The organism is Sideroxydans lithotrophicus ES-1 (assembly GCF_000025705.1).
GTDB classification, from domain to species: domain Bacteria; phylum Pseudomonadota; class Gammaproteobacteria; order Burkholderiales; family Gallionellaceae; genus Sideroxyarcus; species Sideroxyarcus lithotrophicus.
Window position 1 is genome coordinate 333131 of record NC_013959.1, and the last position, 21870, is coordinate 355000.

General features: G+C 60.1%; 18 protein-coding genes (1 of these 18 running past the window's edge). 9 read left to right on the forward strand and 9 right to left on the reverse strand.

Features of this window, described 5'->3' with window-relative positions:
* Positions 1 to 9 precede the first annotated feature (9 nt).
* The 4 genes from SLIT_RS01615 (at position 10) to phoR (ending at position 4756) form a co-directional block, all read left to right on the forward strand.
* The gene (locus tag SLIT_RS01615; RefSeq protein ID WP_013028469.1) at positions 10 to 963 is read left to right on the forward strand and encodes a hypothetical protein; all 954 of its coding nucleotides are present in this window, start codon (positions 10 to 12) and stop codon (positions 961 to 963) included.
* A 114-nt stretch (positions 964 to 1077) separates the two neighbouring features.
* Complete coding sequence (locus SLIT_RS01620) at positions 1078 to 2598, forward strand: high affinity choline transporter 1 (RefSeq protein ID WP_013028470.1); 1521 nt, start codon at positions 1078 to 1080, stop codon at positions 2596 to 2598.
* 78 nt (positions 2599 to 2676) lie between these two features.
* Positions 2677 to 3369, forward strand: coding sequence for a phosphate regulon transcriptional regulator PhoB (gene phoB, locus SLIT_RS01625; RefSeq protein ID WP_013028471.1), 693 nt, complete (start codon positions 2677 to 2679; stop codon positions 3367 to 3369).
* Between the two features lie 64 nt (positions 3370 to 3433).
* Positions 3434 to 4756, forward strand: a complete 1323-nt coding sequence (gene phoR, locus SLIT_RS01630; protein WP_013028472.1) for a phosphate regulon sensor histidine kinase PhoR — start codon at positions 3434 to 3436, stop codon at positions 4754 to 4756.
* Here phoR and SLIT_RS01635 read toward each other — a convergent pair.
* Both SLIT_RS01635 and SLIT_RS01640 read right to left on the reverse strand, forming a co-directional pair.
* Positions 4753 to 6369 carry a cyclic-di-GMP receptor FimW-related protein gene (locus SLIT_RS01635; RefSeq protein WP_013028473.1) on the reverse strand — a complete coding sequence of 539 codons (1617 nt, stop codon included), beginning with the start codon at positions 6367 to 6369 and terminating at the stop codon, positions 4753 to 4755. The two genes, phoR and SLIT_RS01635, sit on opposite strands and share 4 nt — an antisense overlap.
* Positions 6370 to 6377: 8 nt before the next feature.
* Positions 6378 to 10232, reverse strand: a complete 3855-nt coding sequence (locus tag SLIT_RS01640; protein WP_013028474.1) for a DUF3683 domain-containing protein — start codon at positions 10230 to 10232, stop codon at positions 6378 to 6380.
* A gap of 93 nt (positions 10233 to 10325) precedes the next feature.
* On the opposite strand from SLIT_RS01640, the gene thpR reads away from it, so the two are divergent.
* Together thpR and SLIT_RS01650 are read left to right on the forward strand one after the other, a co-directional pair.
* Positions 10326 to 10877, forward strand: a complete 552-nt coding sequence (thpR, locus tag SLIT_RS01645) for an RNA 2',3'-cyclic phosphodiesterase (RefSeq protein ID WP_013028475.1) — start codon at positions 10326 to 10328, stop codon at positions 10875 to 10877.
* Entirely contained in the window at positions 10877 to 11305 is a 429-nt protein-coding gene (locus SLIT_RS01650) for a pyrimidine dimer DNA glycosylase/endonuclease V (RefSeq protein WP_013028476.1), read from the forward strand. Before thpR ends, SLIT_RS01650 begins: the two co-directional genes overlap by 1 nt.
* On the opposite strand, the gene SLIT_RS01655 is transcribed toward SLIT_RS01650, so the two are convergent.
* The 3 genes from SLIT_RS01655 to SLIT_RS01665 form a co-directional block, all read right to left on the reverse strand.
* Entirely contained in the window at positions 11306 to 12046 is a 741-nt protein-coding gene (locus SLIT_RS01655; protein WP_013028477.1) for a tRNA threonylcarbamoyladenosine dehydratase, read from the reverse strand. It abuts the gene before it with no gap.
* Positions 12047 to 12174: 128 nt separating this feature from the next.
* Complete coding sequence (locus tag SLIT_RS01660) at positions 12175 to 12972, reverse strand: TatD family hydrolase (RefSeq protein WP_013028478.1); 798 nt, start codon at positions 12970 to 12972, stop codon at positions 12175 to 12177.
* 1 nt (position 12973) lies between these two features.
* Complete coding sequence (locus SLIT_RS01665) at positions 12974 to 13975, reverse strand: zinc-dependent alcohol dehydrogenase family protein (RefSeq protein ID WP_013028479.1); 1002 nt, start codon at positions 13973 to 13975, stop codon at positions 12974 to 12976.
* A gap of 164 nt (positions 13976 to 14139) precedes the next feature.
* Between SLIT_RS01665 and aroC the strand changes: the two genes are divergently transcribed.
* The 3 genes from aroC to SLIT_RS15010 all read left to right on the forward strand — a co-directional run bounded on the left by aroC (position 14140) and on the right by SLIT_RS15010 (position 18196).
* Positions 14140 to 15234 carry a chorismate synthase gene (gene aroC, locus SLIT_RS01670; protein WP_013028480.1) on the forward strand — a complete coding sequence of 365 codons (1095 nt, stop codon included), beginning with the start codon at positions 14140 to 14142 and terminating at the stop codon, positions 15232 to 15234.
* A gap of 19 nt (positions 15235 to 15253) precedes the next feature.
* Positions 15254 to 15568: a hypothetical protein gene (locus SLIT_RS01675; protein ID WP_013028481.1), complete on the forward strand. Its 315-nt coding sequence runs from the start codon at positions 15254 to 15256 to the stop codon at positions 15566 to 15568.
* A gap of 963 nt (positions 15569 to 16531) precedes the next feature.
* Positions 16532 to 18196 (forward strand): ArnT family glycosyltransferase, encoded by a 1665-nt coding sequence (locus SLIT_RS15010; RefSeq protein WP_013028483.1) that lies wholly within the window; start codon positions 16532 to 16534, stop codon positions 18194 to 18196.
* 21 nt (positions 18197 to 18217) lie between these two features.
* On the opposite strand, the gene SLIT_RS01685 is transcribed toward SLIT_RS15010, so the two are convergent.
* From SLIT_RS01685 to folB, 4 genes are all read right to left on the reverse strand, one after another.
* Complete coding sequence (locus SLIT_RS01685; protein WP_013028484.1) at positions 18218 to 19861, reverse strand: ArnT family glycosyltransferase; 1644 nt, start codon at positions 19859 to 19861, stop codon at positions 18218 to 18220.
* A 7-nt stretch (positions 19862 to 19868) separates the two neighbouring features.
* Entirely contained in the window at positions 19869 to 21296 is a 1428-nt protein-coding gene (locus tag SLIT_RS01690; RefSeq protein ID WP_013028485.1) for a M48 family metalloprotease, read from the reverse strand.
* Positions 21297 to 21364: 68 nt separating this feature from the next.
* Positions 21365 to 21586, reverse strand: a complete 222-nt coding sequence (gene rpmE / locus SLIT_RS01695) for a 50S ribosomal protein L31 (protein WP_013028486.1) — start codon at positions 21584 to 21586, stop codon at positions 21365 to 21367.
* Positions 21587 to 21696: 110 nt separating this feature from the next.
* Positions 21697 to 21870, reverse strand: partial view of a dihydroneopterin aldolase gene (gene folB / locus SLIT_RS01700; RefSeq protein ID WP_013028487.1) — the 3' end only. The gene runs 183 nt beyond the window's last position; only the last 174 of its 357 coding nucleotides appear in the window; its start codon lies off the right edge, out of view; its stop codon occupies positions 21697 to 21699.

Here is a 21870-nt window from a genome sequence, read left to right on the forward strand (position 1 = left end):
AATGTATCGATGAGCAGTGCCATCAGGGTGCTCTTGTTGAGCATGCTGTGTTTCCCGTTGGCAGGATTCGGAGCGGATGGCAGCGGGACAGTACCTCCTGTTATGGAGTTGCGTTCCATGCCCCTGCTGGCATCGGATGAGCCCAACCTGCTGGGCTTGACCAGGGACAGCTATGAGCACCAGGCATTCATGGACTTCACCCTGTCCATGCGCTACCCGCTGCTGTTCAATACCTTGCAGCAGGGATACAAGTTCGACATGTTGCCGTTCATCTCGTTTACCGGAAGGCTGGGTCAGTATTTCGGACGTCATTCTTCCCCCGTGTTGGCAAAACGGCTCAACCCGAAATTATTCCTGCGTTTTTATGAATCGCGTACGAAGGGAAAGAACCTGTGGTCGGACGATAATGGCCTGGACTACTTCGATGTCGGCTATGCGCATGAATCGAACGGCCAGCATGTCGATACGCCTGCATTGTTCAGCAGCGCAGTGGCCAGCTACGGATCGCCCGAGATCGCACAGGATTACATCAGCCGCGGCTGGGACTATCTGGCATACAAGCGCCATTTGCAGATGCATCGTTATGGACTCGATTCGCTGGACGCAGAAATGAAGTACTTTTTGCACCACGGTCTGCTGCAGAGGACCAGCGAAGAATACAACGCCTGGGAAGGACCGCGCTCGATCACCAGGATCGGACAGGTGGATGGCTTACGGCTCAAGTTGAACTTCGGATTCCATCGGGACTGGTTCAAGGGGGCATCACTGTCCTATGCGACTGGCTACATCGATGTCGCCAGATGGAACACGCTGAGGGCCGAGTTCGGGTTCACCCCGCTCAGCGATTTCTTCGGTGTGCCCATCGTTCTGTGGGGACAGACCGGCTACAACAACAATGTCGCCCAGTATTACCGCAAGACCTGGGCGTTCGGCCTGGCCGCTTCATTCGAGACATTCAAGTAAGCGGCAGGGATCGTTTCACCCGCCTTGGTTTCATGCGGAGCGCCGCCAAGTGGTCTTTTCGTTTCGGGGAACACTGCTAGAATAATCGCTATTGCTCGATCGCGGGATATTCACATGCTGTTATGGTTCGTCATTGCCTATTGGGTCATATCGGTCGGTATCGGCCTGTATGCAGCCACACGCGTTCACAACACGCGCGATTTCGCCATCGCCGGACGCCACCTGCCGTTCTATATGGTCACCGCGACGGTGTTTGCCACCTGGTTCGGTTCCGAAACGGTGCTTGGCATCCCGGCGACTTTCCTGAAAGAAGGACTGCATGGCATCGTGGCCGATCCGTTCGGCGCATCCATGTGCCTGATCCTGGTCGGGCTGTTCTTTGCGGCGCCGCTGTACCGCATGAACCTGCTGACCATAGGCGACTTCTACAAGAAAAAGTTCGGCCGCAGCGTCGAAGTGCTGACCACCATTGCCATCGTGATCTCCTATCTCGGCTGGGTGGGGGCACAGATCACGGCGCTCGGGCTGGTGTTCAATGTGGTGTCGGGCGGCGAGATCAGCAAGGTCGCGGGGATGTGGATAGGTTCCGGCACCATCCTGATCTACACCTATTTCGGCGGCATGTGGGCGGTGGCGATCACCGACTTCATCCAGATGATCATCATCGTCGTCGGCATGCTGTTCATCGGTTACGAGATCAGCGGTGAGGTCGGGGGCGTGGGCACGGTGATCGAGCATGCGGCGCAGGCGGGCAAATTCGAGTTCTGGCCTGTGCTGGATGCCAAGGAGATCATCGGATTCGTTGCCGCCTGGATCACCATGATGTTCGGTTCGATCCCGCAGCAGGATGTGTTCCAGCGCGTGCAGTCGGCCAGGACGGAAAATATCGCCATCTGGGGCTCGGTATTGGGCGGCGTGCTGTATTTCATGTTCGCCTTCGTGCCGATGTTCCTGGCCTATTCGGCCACGCTGATCGACCCGAAGATGGTGAGCGAGCTGGTCGACAGCGATCCGCAGATGATCCTGCCGCGCCTGATCCTGCGTCCCGAGGTGCACCTGTTCGCACAGGTGATGTTCTTCGGCGCATTGCTTTCCGCCATCAAGAGTTGCGCGTCAGCGACCTTGCTGGCGCCTTCGGTCACGTTCAGCGAGAACATCCTCAAGCCGATGCTGGGGCACAAATTGTCCGACCGCGGGATGCTGCATACCATGCGCGGCGTGACGCTGGCGTTCACCGTGATTGTCACGCTCTACGCGATGAACTCGAAAGCCAGCATCTTCAAGATGGTCGAGAACGCCTACCAGATCACTCTGGTCATGGCCTTTGTGCCGCTGGTCGCGGGACTGTTCTGGAAGCGTTCCAACACCCAGGGCGCGCTGGTCGCCATCTTCTGCGGCCTGTCGGTGTGGCTGTCCATCCTGATCTTCGGTTCCGATGACCCGTTCTTTCCGGCGCAATTCGCAGGCGTCATCGCCAGCGCCGTCGGGATGGTGATCGGCTCCTTGCTGCCCAACGTCATGGCCAAGCCACTGCCGCATGAACCTGAACATGCCGGATTGCACCATCTTGCCGCCAGCCATACCGAGCATGTGGCAGGACACCCGCATCACCATCCGACGCACCGTAGCGAATAATCAGGAAGAGTGTCATATTACTGTCATAATTCTTTCATACCATCGCAAGCCAAGTGAAATCAAACCGATGGAGAAATGATGACGACTGCGAACATTCTGCTGGTGGAAGACGAGCCGGCGATCCAGGAACTGCTGGCATTCAATGTGGCGCAATGCGGCTTCCGCGCCATCCAGGCATATGACGTACCCAGCGCCCTGGTCGAGATCAACCGGGCCTTGCCGGATCTCATCCTGCTCGACTGGATGCTGCCCGGCACTTCCGGTGTCGAACTGGCGCGGCGATTGCGCGCAGATGCGCGCACGCGCGATATCCCCATCATCATGCTCACTGCGCGCATCGACGAGCGCGACAAGATACTGGGCCTGGAGTCCGGAGCGGACGACTACATCACCAAGCCCTTTTCGCCGCGCGAACTGATGGCGCGCATCCGTGCCGTGCTGCGCCGTCGCGCGCCGCAGATGAGCGACGAGACGGTGCGCGTCGAAGGGGTGGAGCTTTCGCCGACCACTCACCGGGTCAGCGCCAACGGCCAGAACGTCGACCTGGGGCCGACCGAGTTTCGCCTGCTGCACTTCTTCATGACCCACGTCGAGCGCGTATACAGCCGCGCACAGCTGTTGGATCAGGTGTGGGGCGACCATGTGTTCGTCGAGGAGCGCACCGTGGATGTCCACATCCGTCGCCTGCGCCAGGCACTGGAACCTTCCGGGCTGGATGGCCTGGTACAGACGGTGCGCGGCAGCGGCTACCGTTTTTCCAAAGAAGAATAATCCGGCAAACTTACAACCGGCATCGAACAGTATAATGCGGCCAGTCAATTGTTGAGGTTACGCTGTGGGCGATTTCTGGCAGCGCGCATTCATATATCCATTCTTTCTGTTGCTGGCCTCCCTGTTCGTCTGGGTGGCAGCGGGGGCATTGCCCGCCGCACTGCTCTTCGGTGCCGGAATATCGCTGCGCCTGTTCTCCCATCTGCGCAATATCGCGGCATTCGACCGATGGCTGTCGGATCCTGACAAGCTGGGGGTGCCGGACGGATCCGGTCTGTGGGAAGACATCTTCTTCAAGCTCAACAAGCTGACCAAGGAGCGCCGCAACGAGCGGCAACAGTATGCCGCCGCCTTGCAGCAAATGGAGCAGGCCACATCTGCGCTGCCTGAAGGTGTGGTGATCCTTGATGAGGCGGACCGCATCGAGTGGTGTAATTTGCAGGCAGAACAGCATTTCGGGCTCGATGGCAAACGCGACATCGGGCAGCAGATCACCTATCTCGCGCGCCAGCCGGAGTTTGTGCAATACCTCGCGAATGACGATTTCGCCAAACCCCTGGTGTTGCGCGGTTCGCGCCAGGAAGATCTGGTGCTCTCCATAAAACTCATCGCCTACGGCAGCAGCAAGCGACTGATGATCAGTCGCGACATCACTCATTTCGAACGCATCGAAACCATGCGTCGCGATTTCGTCGCCAATGTCTCGCATGAATTGCGCACACCGCTCACCGTGGTCAACGGCTTCGTCGAAACGATGCAGGATATGCCGAACCTGGAGAACGACATGGCACGTCGTGCCTTGCAATTGATGGGCAACCAGACCTCGCGCATGAAAAGCCTGGTGGATGACCTGCTTACCCTGTCGCGTCTGGAGAACGAGCAGAATGCCTTGAGCGAAGAGGATATCGATGTGCAAAAACTATTGCACATCCTGCATGAAGAAGGGCGGTCACTGAGCAACGGGCAACACCAGATCAGGCTGGAGATCGAAAGCGAAGCCGGAATCTGCGGGAGCGCCAGCGAATTGCACAGCGCTTTCGGCAACCTTGTCACCAATGCCGTTCGCTACACTCCAGCGGGCGGCGATATCGCGATCCGCTGGTCTGAGCAGCCCGATGGATGCATGGTGTTCAGTGTCAAGGACAGCGGCATCGGCATCGAACCGCAGCATATATCGCGTCTCACCGAACGTTTTTACCGCGTGGATCGCAGCCGCTCGCGCGAGACGGGTGGCACCGGGCTGGGTTTGGCCATCGTCAAACACATCGTCATGCGCCATCAGGCGCAGCTCAATATCGTCAGTGAAGAGGGAAAGGGCAGCACCTTCAGTATCGTCTTTCCCGCCAGGCGGCGGTTACTGAAGTCCGGTTCGGCAAGTGCCGATTAATGCGCGGGCGCGAAGCTTACGCGTTCGAAGTCATTGCCCAATTCCACACTGATGCCCATCGTCACGTTCAATTTGGCATTGTCCTGCGAGATGAGTGCCAGAGGGCGCCCCGTGTGGAACCAGTCGCGCGGCATGACGATACTGCCTGGAATGCGCAGATTCGCCATCTCCGGCAGGATCAGGGCAGGTGTTGTGCCGGAATGCAGATTGCCGCTCGCGCCGGCCTGTGCGGATACGGCTTTCGGAGCGCCCGGCAGATAGCGCACGCCGATATACAGATTGCCGCTGCGCGTGACGCTGACCAGCGTCACCACGCCGAGTTTGTAGGCTTTTGAATCGGGCAGGTACAGGCAGATGATCTGGTTCAGCCCCAGGCGCTCGCCGGTGGTCAGCTTGCGCAACAGACGGGCATGCAACAATCCATTCTCTTCCACCAGCCAATCCTCGACCAGAAAACCGACTTCTTTCAGATTGTGCCGGTCGGTCTGGTCCAGCACACGCCCGAAGGTCTCGATCTGCTTCTGCTCTTCCTTGTCTGCGAAGCTGGACAGGGGGGTTACCTTGAACGGTTTGCGCGCGATATGTGCGTAGATGTTCTCCAGATTGACGGAAAGCTGCGCGAGGGGCGCATCGCGCGGTTCGTCAACCATAGACTCCGTGCGTGGTTCGCACCAGCAGGCATGGAGCTTGTTGAGCAGGTTGACGCTGTCCTTGCTGTCGATATCGTCGCCCAGTCCGTTCTGCTGCGGAGATTGCCCCTGCTGCAACAGAATGGTCTTGACCCGGATCAGCTTGGACAGCGGAACCATGGCCAGGAAACGCATGGTGGCTGCATTAGTGGCGCGCTGTATCGGGACAAGGCCGCGCGTGCTGGCAAGGTCGACCGCGAGCGGCGGAGCATCACCCTTGCTGACGCTGCAGCGCGGCTCGACCGTGATGGTCTCCCCCCATGCTTCCAGCCAGCGGTCCGCGATCTGCCATTGGTTGCGCCGCAGGCCGAGCAAACGTGCACGGTGCAGCAACAGCGTCTTGGCATAGAGCGTGAGGCAGGAGGTGTCGCGGCCCGAACGGTTCAATTGATCGGCCATGACTACCTGTTGCAATCCTTGCTGCTCGATATGCGCGTAAATGGTGTGGAAATTCTGCCAGGATTTTCCGTCAGGCTCGCATCCGGCGCGCAAAAAGTCCGTGATCAGCAGGCCGCTGTACAGCAGGCATCGGTGTGACAACAGCGCCTCGTCGGAGGCAACCGACGAATCGCCGAATTCGCGCGACTGCAGGCAACGCAAGTAACCGTTAAGCATGCTCTGCCAGAGGTTGGAAATGGCGACGAGCGAGGTGAATTCCTCGTCGGAGAGCGGCAGTTTCTTGCCCAGCAAGCGTTTTGCGTAATCTGCCTGCATCGAATTCACGGGCTCGCGCATGGCTTCAAGCGTGTGCAAGCGATCCTTGCCGCGCATGGGATAGCGGTTGAGCTCATCCAGCTGGGCGCGTAGCGTACCGTGCGCCAGACTCAGGTTGGTCAGCTGCAATTGGCTCAACCACTTCTTGCCCGAAGCCGCATCGGTGAAAGCGGGTTTGGCAAGATCGTCGGTAGGTTCCAGGGGGAGCATTTACTATCCTATAACAGCACGCGCTCGATACCGCCATCGTTGGCTTTTGCCACATAGTCTTCAAGCCAGGACGATCCCAACAGGTGTTTCGCCATCTCCACCACGATGTAATCGGTGGTCGTGCCGGCATCGTCGGTATAACGGCTCAGGCCCTGCTGGCAGGCGGGGCAGGAGGTGAGTATCTTCACCTCGCCCTGGAAGCCGTCGGCGCGCAAGGCATCCGCGCCTTTGCGCACCTCCTCTTCCTTGCGGAAGCGGACCTGGGTGGCGATCTGCGGCACGCTCAGGCCGAAAGTGCCCGCCTCACCGCAGCAGCGGTCGTTCAGTGCGACAGGCATGGCCATCAACTCGTTCACCACCTTCAGCGGCTGGTATGTTTTCATCGGCGAGTGGCACGGGTCGTGATACATGTAGCGGGTACCCTGCACTCCCTGCAATTTGACGCCCTTCTCCAGCAGGTATTCGTGGATGTCGAGCAGGCGGCAGCCGGGGAAGATCTTCTCGAACTGGTATTTCAGCAACTGGTCCATGCAGGTGCCGCAGGATACGATCACGGTCTTGATGTCGAGATAGTTCAGCGTGTTTGCCACGCGGTGGAACAGCACGCGGTTGTCGGTGGTGATCTGGCTGCCCTTGTCTTCGAAACCCGCCGCGGTCTGCGGATAGCCGCAGCACAGGTATCCCGGCGGCAGTACGGTGATCGCACCGATCTCGTACAGCATCGCCTGCGTCGCCAGACCTACCTGGCCGAACAGGCGCTCCGAGCCGCAGCCGGGGAAATAGAACACCGCCTCGGATTCCTCGTTCACTTTATGCGGGTTGCGGATCACCGGCACGATGGTGTTGTCCTCGATGTCGAGCAGGGCGCGCGAGGTCTTCTTCGGCAAACCACCCGGCATCGGCTTGTTGATGAAGTGGATCACCTTGGCCTGGATCGGCGGCTTGCCCACGCTGGCAGGCGGATGTGCCACCTGCTGGCGGAACAATCCCAGATGCTTGGCGATACGGTAGCCGAAGCGTTGCGCCTTGTAGGACCACTCGATCATCACCTTGCGCAGCAGCTTGATGGTGACCGGGTCGGTGCTGTTCAGGTACAGCATCGATGTTGCGGTGACCGGACTGAATTTCTTCTGTCCCTGTTTGCGCAGGAAGTTGCGCATCGCCACTGACACATCGCCGAAATCGATGTCCACCGGGCAAGGCTTGAGACACTTGTGACACACGGTGCAGTGATCGGCCACATCGTTGAACTCGTCGAAGTGCGCGATGGAAACGCCGCGCCGGGTCTGCTCTTCGTACAGGAACGCCTCGATCAGCAATGAAGTGGCGAGGATCTTGTTGCGCGGCGAATAGAGCAGGTTGGCACGCGGCACGTGCGTGGTGCAGACCGGCTTGCACTTGCCGCAGCGCAGGCAATCCTTGATCGAATCGGAGATCTCGCCCAGTTCGCTCTTTTCCAGGATCAGGCTCTCCAGCTCCATCAGGTTGAAGCTGGGCGTGTAGGCGTGTTCCAGGTTGCTGCCCGGCAACAGCTTGCCCTTGTTGAAATGGCCGTCCGGATCGACCTTCTGCTTGTAGGCGACGAAGGGCGCCACCTCCTGCTGTTCGAGGAAATCGAATTTGGTGATGCCGATGCCATGCTCGCCCGAGATCACGCCGCCCAGGTCCTTCGCCAGTTTCATGATGCGGTCCACGGCGCCATAGGCCTGTTGCAGCATGGCGTAGTCATCCGAGTTCACCGGGATGTTGGTGTGCACGTTGCCGTCGCCCGCGTGCATATGCAGCGCCACGAACACGCGGCTCTTCAGCACGCGCTGGTGGGTGGCGTCGCATTGTTCGAGGATGGGCAGGTAGGTGCTGCCGCTGAAGATATGGCGCAACGGATCGCGCAGCTCGCGCTTCCATGAGGCGCGCATGCGGTGATCCTGCAGGGCTTGGAAGACGGTCGAGTGCTGGGTGCTGGGTGCTGAGTGCTGAGCCGCCCACTCGGCGTTCAGCACTTGGAACTCAGTACTGTCGACGCTCGCGTCGAGATTTTCCAGCAGCCATGTCCAGCGGCTACGCACTTCGGCAAGCAACTGGCGTGCTGCCTGCGGGCGGTTGCCCAGCAGTTCCTCATCGCCCAGTTGCGCATCGTCCTGGTAGCGCAGCGGCAGTTCGCCGGTGAAGAACTCGTCCAGCGCGTCCAGCAGCTTGATCTTGTTGCCGAGCGACAGTTCGATGTTGATGCGCTCCACGCCGTCGCAGTAATCGCCCATGCGCGGTAGCGGGATCACCACGTCCTCGTTGATCTTGAAGGCATTGGTGTGTTTCGCGATGGCGGCGGTGCGGGCGCGGTCCAGCCAGAACTTCTTGCGCGCTTCGGCGGACACGGCGATGAAACCCTCGCCGTGGCGCAGGTTGGCCAGGCGCACGATCTCGGACGCCGCTTCGCCTGCCGCACGCTCGTCGTCGCTCACCACGTCGGCGACCAGCACCATCTTCGGGCGCGTGCCGCGCTTCGATTTGGTGGCATAACCCACTGCCTTCAGATAGCGCTCGTCCAGATGTTCCAGACCCGCCAGCAGGGCCGGCGCGGCAGACGCGCCGCGGTTGTTGAACATCGAGGTGATCTCGACGATGGCAGGCACCGCCTCGTGCACCTGGCCGAAGAATTCCAGGCAGACGGTGCGCGTGAACTGGTGTTCGCGGTGCAGGATGAAGCGGGCCGAAGTGATGATGCCGTCGCAGCCCTCTTTCTGGATGCCCGGCAGGCCGGAAAGGAATTTGTCGGTGACGTCCTTGCCCAGGCCGGTCTTGCGGAAAGCGCTGCCGGCGATGGTCAGTATCTCCGGTTCGCCGCGCGGTGTCCTGCCGTCCGCCTCGAAACGGGAGACGCGGAAACGGGCGGCTGGTACGTCATGGATCTTGCCGAGATTGTGGTCGAGCCGTTCGACGAACATCCACAATCCGTCCGGGGTGACCATTTTCCACGAGACCAGGTTGTCCAGCGCCGTACCCCACAGCACAGCCTTCTTGCCGCCTGCATTCATCGCCACGTTGCCGCCGATGCACGAGGCATCGGCCGAGGTCGGGTCGACCGCGAACACCAGCTTGCCGGCTTCCGCCGCCTCCATCACGCGGCGAGTAACTACGCCGGCGCCGCAGTGGATGGTGGCATACGGGGTGCTCAGGCCGGGCAGCGTCAGATATTCGATCGGGGAAAGCTTGTCCAGCTTCTCGGTATTGATGACGGCGGAGTATCTGGTGAGCGGGATCGCGCCGCCGGTATAGCCGGTGCCGCCGCCGCGCGGGATCAGCGTCAGGCCGAGCTCGATGCAGGCACGCACCAGTGGCGCGATCTCATCTTCGGTGTCCGGGTTCAGCACCACGAAAGGATATTCCACGCGCCAGTCGGTGGCATCGGTCACATGCGAGACGCGCGCCAGGCCGTCGAACTGGATATTGTCCCTGCGGGTGATGCGGCTCAAGCTGCGCAATGCGCGTTTGCGCAATTGCAGGGTATGCTCGAATTCGGCCGCGAACTGGTCGACTGCCGTGTGGGTGAGGTCGAGCAGGCGCTTGACCTTGGTATTCTCCTGGCGCCGCGCTTCGATGGCGTTCAGGCGGTGGCGCAGCGCCCCGATCAGCGCTTCGCGACGCTTGCGGTTGGCGAGCAGGTCGTCTTCCAGATAAGGGTTGCGCATGAGCACCCAGATGTCGCCGAGCACTTCGTACAGCATCCTTGCCGAGCGGCCGGTGCGGCGTTCCTCACGCAGGGTGTCGATGATGTCCCACGCCTCGCTGCCCAGAATGCGCAGCACGATCTCGCGATCGGAGAAAGAGGTGTAGTTGTAGGGGATTTCGCGCAAACGTGCAGTCATGGTTTTTTGCAGTTCAACAAGTTGCGCATTCTACAGTATCCCGCGTCTTTGCTCGACACTGACGAACCAGAAGCGAGCTGTTAAGCTGGGAACATGGAAAGCAAGGAAAAAGAAACGGTCCTGCGGCTGTTCTTTGCGCTCTGGCCGAACACGGTCGAACGTACCGCTTTGGCCGCGTGGCAGCCGCCGTTGCGCGAATCGTGCGGGGGGCGGGCGATGCTGCCCGACACCTTGCACACGACGCTGGTATTCGTCGGCAATGTGGCCGAACACCGACTGGAAACGTTGCGGTTGGCAGCACAGGAGGTGAGCGGCCGGGGATTCGGACTGGACCTGACGGAGGCGCATTACTGGGGGCATAACCATATCGTCTATGCGGCTCCGCAGACGGTCCCGGTACAGCTGGCCGATCTGGTCATCGACCTTGAGCACAGCCTTCGCAAACATCGTTTTCATTTCGAGCAACGCCCGTACAAACCGCATGTCACCTTGCTGCGCAACGCGCAATGGAGCGAGGCGAGCCTGCCAGCCATGCGCACGGTACGCTGGCGAATCGAGGACTTCGTGCTGGTGCACTCGCTGAGTGACGAGCAGGGGGCACGCTACGAGGTGCTGGCACGGTTTCCTTTGCAGGGTGGCGACTGATGCGGATCTGGTCTGTGCACCCCCGCTACCTGGATGCCAAAGGACTGGTGGCGCTGTGGCGCGAGGCGTTGCTGGCACAAAAGGTCCTGTCCGGCGAGACCAGGGGCTATCGCCACCACCCGCAGCTAAAGCGCTTCAGGAAACATGAACAGCCGCTGGAGGCCATCGCTGCCTACCTGCATGAAGTGCAGCGCGAAGCCGAACGCCGCGGCTACAACTTCGATGCAACAAAGATACTGCGGCAGGGTACCGCCGTCCGGATACCGGTCACCGACGGACAGATAGCCTACGAACTGTCCCATCTCCGGGCAAAGCTGGAGGTGCGCGACAGGGCGGCCCTTGAAAGACTGCCCAATGGCGAGCCGCCATCCATTCATCCGTTGTTCAAGGTGATCAGCGGCGATGTGGAGGATTGGGAAGTGGTTTGATCATTCTTCCAGCAGCCGCTTGAGCACTGCCCCCGCCAGCATGAAGCCGAACAGCGGCGGCATGTAGCTGATGGTGCCGTTCACCGCGCGCGGACGCCCGCGGCTGGTCGGTTCCGGCGGCAACGGTGCGCTCGGATGCTCGTCCGAGAACACCGTCAATACGCCCTTGCGTATGCCGTGGTGCCTGCGCAGCCGGTGGCGCATCTGTTTGGCCAGCGGGCACATCTCGGTCTTGCTGATGTCCGCCACCTTGATATGCGTCGGGTCGAGACGGTTGCCCGCCCCCATGCTGGAAGCGACCTTCAGTCCGCGCTTGAAGCTTTCCGCCACCAGCGCCTCCTTGCACGCCAGCGAGTCGATGCAGTCGATCACGTAGTCGCAATCGGGGGGCACCAGTTCGTTCACGTTCTCGGTGCTGAGGAAAGTGCGCAGCAGCGTGACCTGGCATTCCGGGTTGATGTCGGCGATGCGCGCGTGCATCAGCTCGGCCTTGGACTGGCCGACCGTGGAAAGCAGCGCCGGCAGCTGGCGGTTGATGTTGCTCTCGACCACCACGTCGTGGTCGAGCAGCGTCAGCCTGCCGATCCCGGCGCGCGCCAGCGCCTCGGTACAGTAGGAGCCGACGCCGCCCATGCCGGCGACGAAGACGTGCTTGCCGCGCAGTTTTGCGATGCCTGCGTCACCGAGCAGGATGTGGGTGCGGGTGAATTGGGGGGGAGTGGTGTTTTGCATGGCGCGCATTATAAAGGGCACTTCGAAAAACCTACTACGCGACTTGATTGCGGCGTTGCGCGGTACTCGCAATCCTCATGTACAACAACGTACATTGCGGTTGCTGCGTTCCGTGCGCCTTGCACTCAAGCCGCTCGCTACGGTTTTTCGAGGTGCCCTAAATGCGTTGGGATTAATGCAGGCAGCACGGCCAGCGAATTCTCCGTCGTCGCCCGCGCAGTCTCCTCCAGCGACATGCCGCGCAACTCGGCCAGCGTCTGCGCGATGCGCGGCAGGTATTTCGGCTCGTTCGGCAGTCCGCGTTCGAGAAAGTCCGGCGGGATATCAGGCGCATCGGTCTCCAGCACGATGCTGTCCAGCGGCAGGGTGGCGGCGAGCTCGCGCAGTTTGGTGGCGCGGGAATAGGTCATCGCACCGCCGAAACCCAGCTTGAAACCGAGCTTGATGAATTCATCCGCCTGCTGGTGGCTGCCGTTGAAGGCATGGGCGATGCCGCCGCGCACCCTGATCTGGCGCAGGTGCTTGAGAATGGTGTCCTGTGCGCGGCGGATATGCAGCAGCACGGGCAGATCGAAATCGCGCGCCAGCTTCAATTGCTCGACGAGGAAATGTTCCTGCCGCACCTGGTCGTAGTGCGGGATGAAGAAATCCAGTCCGATCTCCCCAACGGCGATGGCGGAATGTTGTTTAAGGTGGTCGCGCAATACTTCCAAATCTCTCGGGATTGCGTTGTCCGTGTACATGGGGTGGATACCGTAAGCGGGGGCGCAATTCGGGTATTGCTCGCACAGCTCGCGCACCGTCTCGAAGTTGCTGCAGGCTACCGAGGGGATGATGAGGCGGTTCACGCCAACGGCAGCGGCATTGCGCACGACTTCGGTTTGCGTGCCGCCGAATTCGGCAGCGTCCAAATGGCAGTGTGTATCGACGAACACGTTAGCCCATCGTCAGCACGATCTTGCCGACCGTGCCGCCCGCTTCAAGCATGCGGTGCGCCTCGGCTGCCTGTTCCATTGGCAGCCTGTGCGAGACGTGCACCGTCAGTTTGCCGGCATCCACCAGCGCTGCGGCCTGTTCCAGTATCTTGCGCTGGCGGATGCGGTCGTCATGCAGGCCCATCGCCTGGGGCGCGAGCATGAGGTCGTAGCACAGCGACAGGTTGCGCACCCGCGCCAGTTGCGTGTCCGCCAGCGAAAGTGGCGTGGAGAGCAGGCTCACCACCTTGCCGTACACCCGGGCCGCGGGCAGCGAACGCAGGAAAGTCTCGCCGCCAACCGTGTCGAACACCACGTCGGCACCCTGCCCATTGGTCCAGCTCAATGTCTCCTGCACAAAATCCTGCGTCTTGTAGTTGATGGTCTTTTCCGCGCCGTAGCCGCGGGCAAGTGCGGCCTTGTGATCGTCACTCACCGTCACGGCGACGCGCGCACCCAGGTGGCGAGCCAGTTGCACCGCGACATGGCCGACGCCACCGGCACCGGCATGGATGAGCACGGTCTGCCCGGCTTGCAGGCCGACACGCTCGACCAGCGATTCCCATGCGGTGATGAACACCAGCGGCAGTGCGGCACTGTCCTGCAAGCCGGATTTGACGGGCTTCTTCGCGCAGTAGTCCTCGTGCAGCGTGGTGTATTCGGCGTAGTTGCCGGGCTCGTCGCCGATGCCGCCGTTACAGAAGAACACCTGGTCGCCGACCTTGAAGCGCGTCACCGCGCTGCCAACCGCTTCCACGGTGCCGGCTCCGTCGCAGCCGAGGATGGCGGGCAGCTTGTCGGGGAAATACACCGGCTTCGCGCGCAACTTGGTGTCCACCGGGTTCACGCCGGCGGCGGCCAGCTTCACCAGCAGGTGATGCGCTGAGGGTAGTTCGGGTTTGGGGATGTCGCGCAGTTGCAGGACGTCGGTGCTTCCGGGGGCGGTGGCGAGGATGGCTTTCATGGGTGCGTCTCTCTCAAAAGGTTTGTCAGCGGCTGCAAAGAGTTTGTCGCGATGCGAAGAGCCGTGAGCAGCCGCTTGCGACTCCTCCCGCACCGGAGGGCTTCGCCCCACCGCGTCGGAGTCGCTATGTTAAACTTCATGAACTCTTTTAGCGAGATAACGTCATGTCTGGAAACACATTCGGCACCCTCTTCACGGTCACATCCTTCGGCGAATCGCACGGCGCGGCCATCGGCTGCATCGTCGACGGTTGCCCGCCGGGAATGGAACTGAGCGCCGCCTACATCCAGACTGACCTCGACCGGCGCAAGCCCGGCACCTCGCGCCATGTCACCCAGCGCCGCGAATCGGACACGGTGGAGATCCTTTCCGGCGTGTTCGAAGGCAAGACCACCGGCACGCCCATCGCGCTGCTGATCCGCAACGAAGACCAGCGCAGCAAGGACTATGGCAGCATCGCCGAGACCTTCCGCCCCGGCCACGCCGATTACACCTACTGGCAGAAATACGGCATCCGCGACTATCGCGGCGGCGGCCGTGCCTCGGCGCGGGAGACGGCGGCACGCGTGGCGGCGGGCGCCATCGCCAAGAAATGGCTGCATGAGACCTACGGCGTCTCCGTGCGCGGCTACCTCATGCAGCTCGGCGAGATCGAGATCCCGTTCAAGACCTGGGCCGATGTGCACGAGGAAGGCAACAGTTTCTTCGTCGCCGATGCGACCTACGTCGCGCAACTGGAAGACTACATGGACGCCCTGCGCAAGTCCGGCGACTCCATCGGCGCCAAGCTCGCCGTGGTGGCGCACAACGTGCCGGTGGGCTGGGGCGAGCCGGTGTTCGACCGGCTCGATGCCGACATCGCCCATGCGCTGATGGGCATCAATGCGGTGAAAGGCGTGGAGATCGGCGCGGGCTTCAATTGTGTGACCCAGCGCGGCAGCGAACACGGCGACGAACTCACACCCAATGGATTCGCTTCGAACAATGCCGGCGGCATCCTCGGCGGCATCTCCACCGGGCAGGATATCGTCGCGCACTATGCGATCAAGCCGACTTCCAGCATTCGCATCGAACGCAACTCGATCAACAAGGCGGGGGAGGTGGTGAAGGTTTCCACCGAGGGGCGGCATGATCCTTGTGTGGGGATTCGGGCTACGCCGATTGCGGAGGCGATGTTGGCGCTGGTGTTGATTGATCATGCTCTGCGCAATCGGGCGCAGAATGGGGATGTGGTTTGTGAGACGCCGAAGTTGCGTTAAGCCATAGAGGATCGAATACATGGAGACACACAAAAAATCGTTTGGAGCTTGGATTTGGGATGTGGTCTTCAATATTTTTAAAGGGGCGCTTTGGCTTTTTGAGACAGTCCCTTTGACCTCCATTATTATCCTTCCTCTAGGTTTTTTTCTCTTGATTTCGGATTGGCAGACCCATGTGCCATCCGGGCAGTTGATTTGGCTGGCCGTCATAATGTTAATCGATGGCTACATCGGCCATCTCCGTGCTGATCGCGAAGAACAACGTGTAATGAATGAATTTTATGACTGGCACTACAAAGAGATAGAGAAGAGTAAAAGAGTTGCTGAACAATAGGATGCGAAATGGCCATTACTGAATCTTTGATTACTTGCAGTACTTGCGGTGCTACATATCGACTTACGATGACACGCCTTACCTTCCGCGACAAAGATTCTATTAACTGTGAAGTGTGTGGAGCCCTACTGAAGAATTGGAATGAAGCTAAGTCGTGGTCAGCCACGCTCACAATGCGCGGGACTCCACCGAATAAAACCAAGTAGCAAGCGTAGGGCGCAATAACCAACGGGTATTGCGCCGTATGGATTCAAAGCAACACCGTCGGGGGTAGCCCGACAGCTAGTCACTTTTCTTGTCTTGCCAAGAAAAGTAACCAAAAGAAGGCGCCCCCGGTTTGCCGCCCTTCGGGTTCCCTCGATATTTCGCCAACAAGCGGGGCTGCGCAACTCGCCCTAGTGAGGCACACACCCCGTGCCTCACCGCGGAACTCGGACAGTGCTCGCCTAAAACTCCGCTTGTTGGTGAAATATCGAGGCGGCGCACAGGGGAAGAAAGTCAAAAGCGGTTTTGTGTGGGCACAGCCCACGCTTTTGTATGTGAGTAGGTGGGCGCTTTGCGCCCACCTATGGTTTGGAGGTTTTGTTTTTTGAATTTGGTGTTCGCTTTTTTCTCCCCTGTGCACCGCCGAGTAGCGCAGGCCAGACAGGGGTAGTCCGACGAATATGTTTGAGCACGTGGACGCGCAGCGGATCGTGCGAGTTTATGAGGAGGCCTGTTTGGTTGAGCAACGCAGGGAACCCCGAAGGGGCGGTGCACCGGGGTCGCCTTTTCTTTGGTTACTTTCTTTTTGGCGAAGCAAAAGAAAGTGACTAGCTGTCGGGCTACCCCCGACGATGTTGGTGTTAAAAGGGGAGGGAATGCAACAAGTGTTCCCCCACCCTAACCCTCCCCCGGTGGGAGAGGGAACCAGCCGCGAACGGGGAGTTTGGCAGAAGCAAATAAAAAGGTAGCATTGCAACAATGAACATCACCCACCAAGCCAAATGGCTAATCTTAATTACCCTGCTGATCAACGCAGCCGCCATGCTCTCCCCCATCATCAACGGCGGCGATTCCATCACCTACGCGGCCTTGTCCCAGCACATCGCGCTCAACAACGACTGGGCCAACCTGGTGCTGGACGGCAACGACTGGCTGGACAAGCCGCACATGCCGTTCTGGATCACGGCGCTGTTCTTCAAGCTCGGCGGTGTGAGCGCGTTCACCTACATCCTACCGGGTTTCCTGTTCCACCTGGTCGGCGCTTACTACACCTGGCGCATCGCGCGCCTGTTCTACGGCCGCGAAACGGCATGGCTGTCGGTGCTGGTGTATGTGTCGGTGTATCACCTGATGGATTCTTCCATCGAGGTGAAGGCGGAGACCTACCTCACCGGTTTTATCATGGGTGCATGCTATTACTGGCTGCGCTATGACGCGCAAGCCAAATTGAAATACCTGCTGCTGGGCGCGCTGTTCAGCGCCTGCGCGGTGATGACCAAGGGCGTGTTCACGCTGATCACCATCACCAGCGGGCTGGTGTGCATGTGGATGTACCGCAGGCAGTGGCACAAGCTGTGGAGCGGGAAATGGCTGCTGGCGCTCGCGCTGTCGCTGCTGTTCACCGCGCCGGAAGTGATCGCGCTGTACCGGCAATTCGATCTGCATCCGGAGAAGGTGGTGTTCGGCCAGACGCATGTCTCCGGCATCAAGTTCTTCCTGTGGGACAGCCAGTTCGGGCGTTTCTTCAATACAGGGCCGATCAAGAACACCAACGGCAACCCGTTCTATTTCGTGCTGGTGTTCCTGTGGGCGTTCCTGCCGTGGGTGGCGGTGTTCGTGGCGGCAATGGTTGCCGGCGCGCGCCAGTTCTTCGCGCCCGATGCCGAAGGGCGCGCGCGTTTTGTGTTCCTGTGCGGAGCGTTCTTCGTCACCTTCCTGCTGTTCAGTGCCACCAGTTTCCAGCTCGACCACTACACGGTGATCCTGTTTCCGTTCGCCGCCATCCTGTGCGGCAAGTTCCTGCGTGACTGGCTGGCACGGCAGGGTGATAGCCGTGTACTTTTCATTGTGCAGTTGGCAGTTGCGGTCTTGCTGGCCGGGCTTGCCGTAGGATTGAGCGTGTATGTCGCCAACCGCATCGTGATGACCGTGGTGCTGGGGATGTTCGTTGTCTTGCTGGCATATGGCTATGTCATGCGCAGGCAGCTGCGTGCTGGTGCGGTGCTGGCCTATCCGGTGTTCGGCATCGCGATGGTGTATACCTTCCTGGTGCTGACCAATGCGCTGACCTTTACTGCCTGCAGCGTTGCGCACAATGCGGCGGTGCAGCTGGCAGGCAAGCCGGATGCGCCGGTGTATGTGTATCAGATGGATATCGTGGCGCGCGAATTGGGGTTGTACGACAGCTCACCGTGTTATGCGGTCGACGACCCGGGGCAATTGCCCAAGACCGGGCGCTTTTATTTCCTGGTCAGGCAGTCACAGCTCGAACAGCTGAGAGCACATCTGGGGCGGTTTGAACAGATGGGGCAGGGCGAATGGGTGGTGCACAAGACTGGCACTTTCCCGCGCTTCCTGCGTCTGGCGAAAGGCACGGAGCCGCTGGAGGACATCCGCATCCTTCAGGTCGAAGGCGTGAAGTGATTATTTTGCAGTTGCGTGCTGTTAATTCCTGACGCGACGGTAAAGCCGGAAGCGCTCGTTCTGGTCGCCCTTGCGACCGCCTTCCCATATCTTCTCCCAGCCGATCTCGTCCTCGATGGGTTTGGCGATGCGGTTGCCCTGCACCAGCAGCAGGTCGCATACATGCGTCGCCCGGCGGCGCGGATCCAGGTCGCCAAAGTACAGCAGCATGGCGCGCTGGCTGTCGCCGATGCGCACGCCGGCGATGCAGTGGTATTTCTGCGGCAGGTTCGTTACGAGGTCTTCGATCATGTGGCGATAGCTTTTGCCGCTATCCAGCCACGGCAACCACAGCGTCATGACGAGTATCCACAGCAGGGTGACGCCCGAAGCCCAGTTGATGAGCGAGCGGCGCACCGAACGTCCGACGCGCCACACCAGTACGATCCATAACACGGTGATCGAGACGGCGATCCAGAACGGGATCGCCTCGAAGGACGGGACGAAGCCGGGCTGGTAGTCCTTCAGCCAATGGGTGATCTTGGCATTGTTGTCGAGCAGCAGGCCGGCCCAGCCCCACCACAGTCCGATGGCGAGCAGGGCGAAAGTCATGATGCCGAACCAGTCCAGCGCATTCGCCGCACCGCGGCGCACGGTGGAAAGAGCCGCGGTGGCGAGCAGCGCGACCGGCAACAGCATGGGCATGCCGTTCTGGTCGTTGATGTCCGGCACGAAACTCAAGGTGACGAGCATGACGACGAAGCTGGTCAGCAACAGCTGGAACTCGGGTTCCTGCACGATGCGCTTGCGTGCCTCCCATACGGTCCATGCCGCCAGTGGGGCAGCTGGCCATGCCATCCAGGGCAGGGCTTTCAGGTAATAGAAGGCTTCGCGGAAATTGCCGTTACGGGCAAAGTTGAACCAGCGGCCGATGTTGCGCGTCCATATCCATTCGATGAACAGATGCGGTGAATGCTGGAACAGCAGCCAGGGCCAGATCGCGAACCAGGGAAGCGCGCACAGCAATGCGATGGCCAGCGTGGCGAAGTAGTTGCGCGTGCGCCAGTGGCGGAACAACAGCAGGCCGATGCTGATCAACAGGAACAGCATCGGTGCGATGAAGCCCTTGCTCATGAAGCCGATACCCAGGCCGACACCGATGAATATGCCGGCCAGTTTTGCGCGCCGCAGGCTGAGTGCATAGCCGTACAGCATCATGGCGCAGCCGCTGAGCAATGCATTGTCGGTGAGGATCTCGTGCGCGCGCACCAGCATGCCGAGGCAGCCGATGAGGATGATGGCTGCGGGCCAGCCGCGATTGTTGCCGAACAGCTCGCGCCCGCTGAGGCCGACGAACAGCAGCGTGAGTCCGGTATAGAAACCGGTCGCCAGTCGCGCGCCATCGTGCAGCGGCAGGACGGGCGAGAGCGCCTTGGCAAACACGGCAGCGGTCCAGTAATACAGCGGCGGTTTGTCCAGGTAAGGTTCGCCGGAAAGTGTCGGAACGATCCAGTCGCTGTTCTGGATGAAGTGGTAGATCAGACCGAAGCCATAGGCCTCGTCCGGCTTCCACGGATCGTGCCCGACCAGTCCGGTAAGCGTCCAGGCAGCGCACAGCAGGAACAGGAAGCCCGCCTTGATCGGCGTGATGTCAGGCTCTTTTAGCTTGGTGTAATAGGCGTACATCTGGTTTCTATTCGATGACCTTGAGCGTTTGTCCTGTGGCAGGTTCGCCTTGCGGGTATTGTGCGTTGATGAGGCGCAGGTAACTTTCCGCATTCTTACCCAACGGCGAGTGTTGTGCCAGCTTGGCGTAAGTGTCGCCCTTTCTGGCAGTGATGAGTTTGATCTCCAGCGGCTTGATCTGTTTGCGCTCGGCTGCGCTCAGTACATGGAAGCTGCGGATGGTGGTTTTCATCGCAGTCCGTTCTGCGTCGATGGCCGCACTCGTCTTGGCATCGCACTGGACCAGGAAGGCTTTGCGGTCGTAATAGATGATGCCGAGCACAGTGTTGTTGGCGCTGCCGATGGCGGCATGCAGTTTTTCTATCTCCAGCGTCTCGACCGGCGTGCCGTTGCCGATGGTGCGGTGCACATACTCCGCCACTGTGCCGGAGGGCTTGTCGTCGATCTTCAGCTGGATGGTGGCATCGCTCTTGGGGCTGAGCGCGATGAGTTGTGTAGGAGTGTTCTTCACGCTCCACTCCGGTGGGAAGGTGAGCGCGATGCCGAGGGCGGGGTGCATGAACTTGTTGTTGCGCACCACGCCTTCGTCGACGCTGTCTTCAAAAGCTAGTCCGTCAGTCTCCTTCAGGAACTCGCTTTTGTTCTCGACGGGGTTGACGACGGTCAGGTGGCTGGCCTCGCCCACTACTTGCTGCAGGCGCGTGTCGTTATCGGGGTGAGTGGCGAAGGTGCCGTGATAGTGGCTCGGCTCGCGGCCTTCCTGCCTGGCGACCACTGCGTCGAATGCTTCCTGATTTTTCAGCACGCCGATTACGCGGATCATCGCCTGTGGGTCGTAATCGGTGCGCGCCAGGTACTGTGCACCCAGGCGGTCGGCTTCGAGTTCATGTTCGCGTCCATAGCCGGAGAGCAGGGCACCACCGAACAGGTTGGTCAGATTCTGTCCGATCTGGGTGTTCAGTTCCGGCACGAAGATGGAGGCGAGCGAGATGCCGATATTGGCAGCCTGGGCTGCGCTCTGCTGGCGCACGCCGTGGCGCGCGGTGACGTGGCCGATCTCGTGCCCGAGTACTGCCGCCAGTTCGGCCTCCGAATTCAGGTAAGCCATGATGCCGCGCGTGATGTACACGTAACCGCCAGGCAATGCGAAGGCATTGACCTCCGGCGAATCGAGCACGGTGAAGTGGTAATTCAGGTTCGGCCGGTGGCTGTGCCTGGCGATATTTTGCCCCACACGGTTGACGTAACTCTGCAGGGCCGGGTTGTCATATACCTTGTATTGCTTGCGCACCTGGGCATCGGCGGAACGGCCCAGGGCGATCTCCTGTTGTTCCGACATCATCACGAAATCCTGTTGGCCGCTGACCGGGTTGGTCGCGCATCCGCTCGACAGCAGGGCGGCAGTGACGATCAGGAATGTGATGAAGGTACGCATGATGTCGATTCTGAAAAGAAAAAGGCAGCGAAGGCTGCCTTTTGATCTTTGCACTTAACGAAGTTCAATCAAGCGGCGGTCTTGGCGCCGGTATTGTACTTGCTGCGGAACTTCTCGATGCGGCCGGCTGTGTCGACGATCTTCTGTGTGCCGGTGTAGAACGGATGGCACTCGGAACATACTTCGACGTGCAGCTCCGATTTGCTCATGGTGGAGCGGGTGTTGAACTTGTTGCCGCAGCTGCATGTCACTGCGATCTCTTTGTATTCAGGGTGAATGGCGGCTTTCATTTTGTCTTCCTTGCTAAAGTTGGGCGCGGCTTTGGTACGCGCACGGATACCGTTAAGGGGGCGCATTATCCATAAAAAGAGAGGGTTGGGCAAATTGTTCTTGGCGGCGGCTAGCGCACCTGCCCGCGCTCGATGCAGATGCCGACCTGTTTGCAGTTGCGGATGGCCTGCAACTTGGCCACGCTGACCTTGACCCAGGGGGCATTGAAGTCCTTGAGGATGATCTGGGCGATGTGCTCGGCCAAGGTCTCGAGCAGGGAAAAATGGCCGTCGCTCAGTACGGT

Coding starts and splice junctions, on each gene's coding strand:
- SLIT_RS01615 (WP_013028469.1), top strand. CDS start 10: ATGAGCAGTGCCATCAGGGTGCTCTTGTTGAGCATGCTGTGTTTCCCG.
- SLIT_RS01620 (WP_013028470.1), top strand. CDS start 1,078: ATGCTGTTATGGTTCGTCATTGCCTATTGGGTCATATCGGTCGGTATC.
- phoB (WP_013028471.1), top strand. CDS start 2,677: ATGACGACTGCGAACATTCTGCTGGTGGAAGACGAGCCGGCGATCCAG.
- SLIT_RS01635 (WP_013028473.1), bottom strand. CDS start 6,369: ATGCTCCCCCTGGAACCTACCGACGATCTTGCCAAACCCGCTTTCACC.
- SLIT_RS01640 (WP_013028474.1), bottom strand. CDS start 10,232: ATGACTGCACGTTTGCGCGAAATCCCCTACAACTACACCTCTTTCTCC.
- thpR (WP_013028475.1), top strand. CDS start 10,326: ATGGAAAGCAAGGAAAAAGAAACGGTCCTGCGGCTGTTCTTTGCGCTC.
- SLIT_RS01650 (WP_013028476.1), top strand. CDS start 10,877: ATGCGGATCTGGTCTGTGCACCCCCGCTACCTGGATGCCAAAGGACTG.
- SLIT_RS01655 (WP_013028477.1), bottom strand. CDS start 12,046: ATGCGCGCCATGCAAAACACCACTCCCCCCCAATTCACCCGCACCCAC.
- SLIT_RS01665 (WP_013028479.1), bottom strand. CDS start 13,975: ATGAAAGCCATCCTCGCCACCGCCCCCGGAAGCACCGACGTCCTGCAA.
- aroC (WP_013028480.1), top strand. CDS start 14,140: ATGTCTGGAAACACATTCGGCACCCTCTTCACGGTCACATCCTTCGGC.
- SLIT_RS01675 (WP_013028481.1), top strand. CDS start 15,254: ATGGAGACACACAAAAAATCGTTTGGAGCTTGGATTTGGGATGTGGTC.
- SLIT_RS15010 (WP_013028483.1), top strand. CDS start 16,532: ATGAACATCACCCACCAAGCCAAATGGCTAATCTTAATTACCCTGCTG.
- SLIT_RS01685 (WP_013028484.1), bottom strand. CDS start 19,861: ATGTACGCCTATTACACCAAGCTAAAAGAGCCTGACATCACGCCGATC.
- SLIT_RS01690 (WP_013028485.1), bottom strand. CDS start 21,296: ATGCGTACCTTCATCACATTCCTGATCGTCACTGCCGCCCTGCTGTCG.
- rpmE (WP_013028486.1), bottom strand. CDS start 21,586: ATGAAAGCCGCCATTCACCCTGAATACAAAGAGATCGCAGTGACATGC.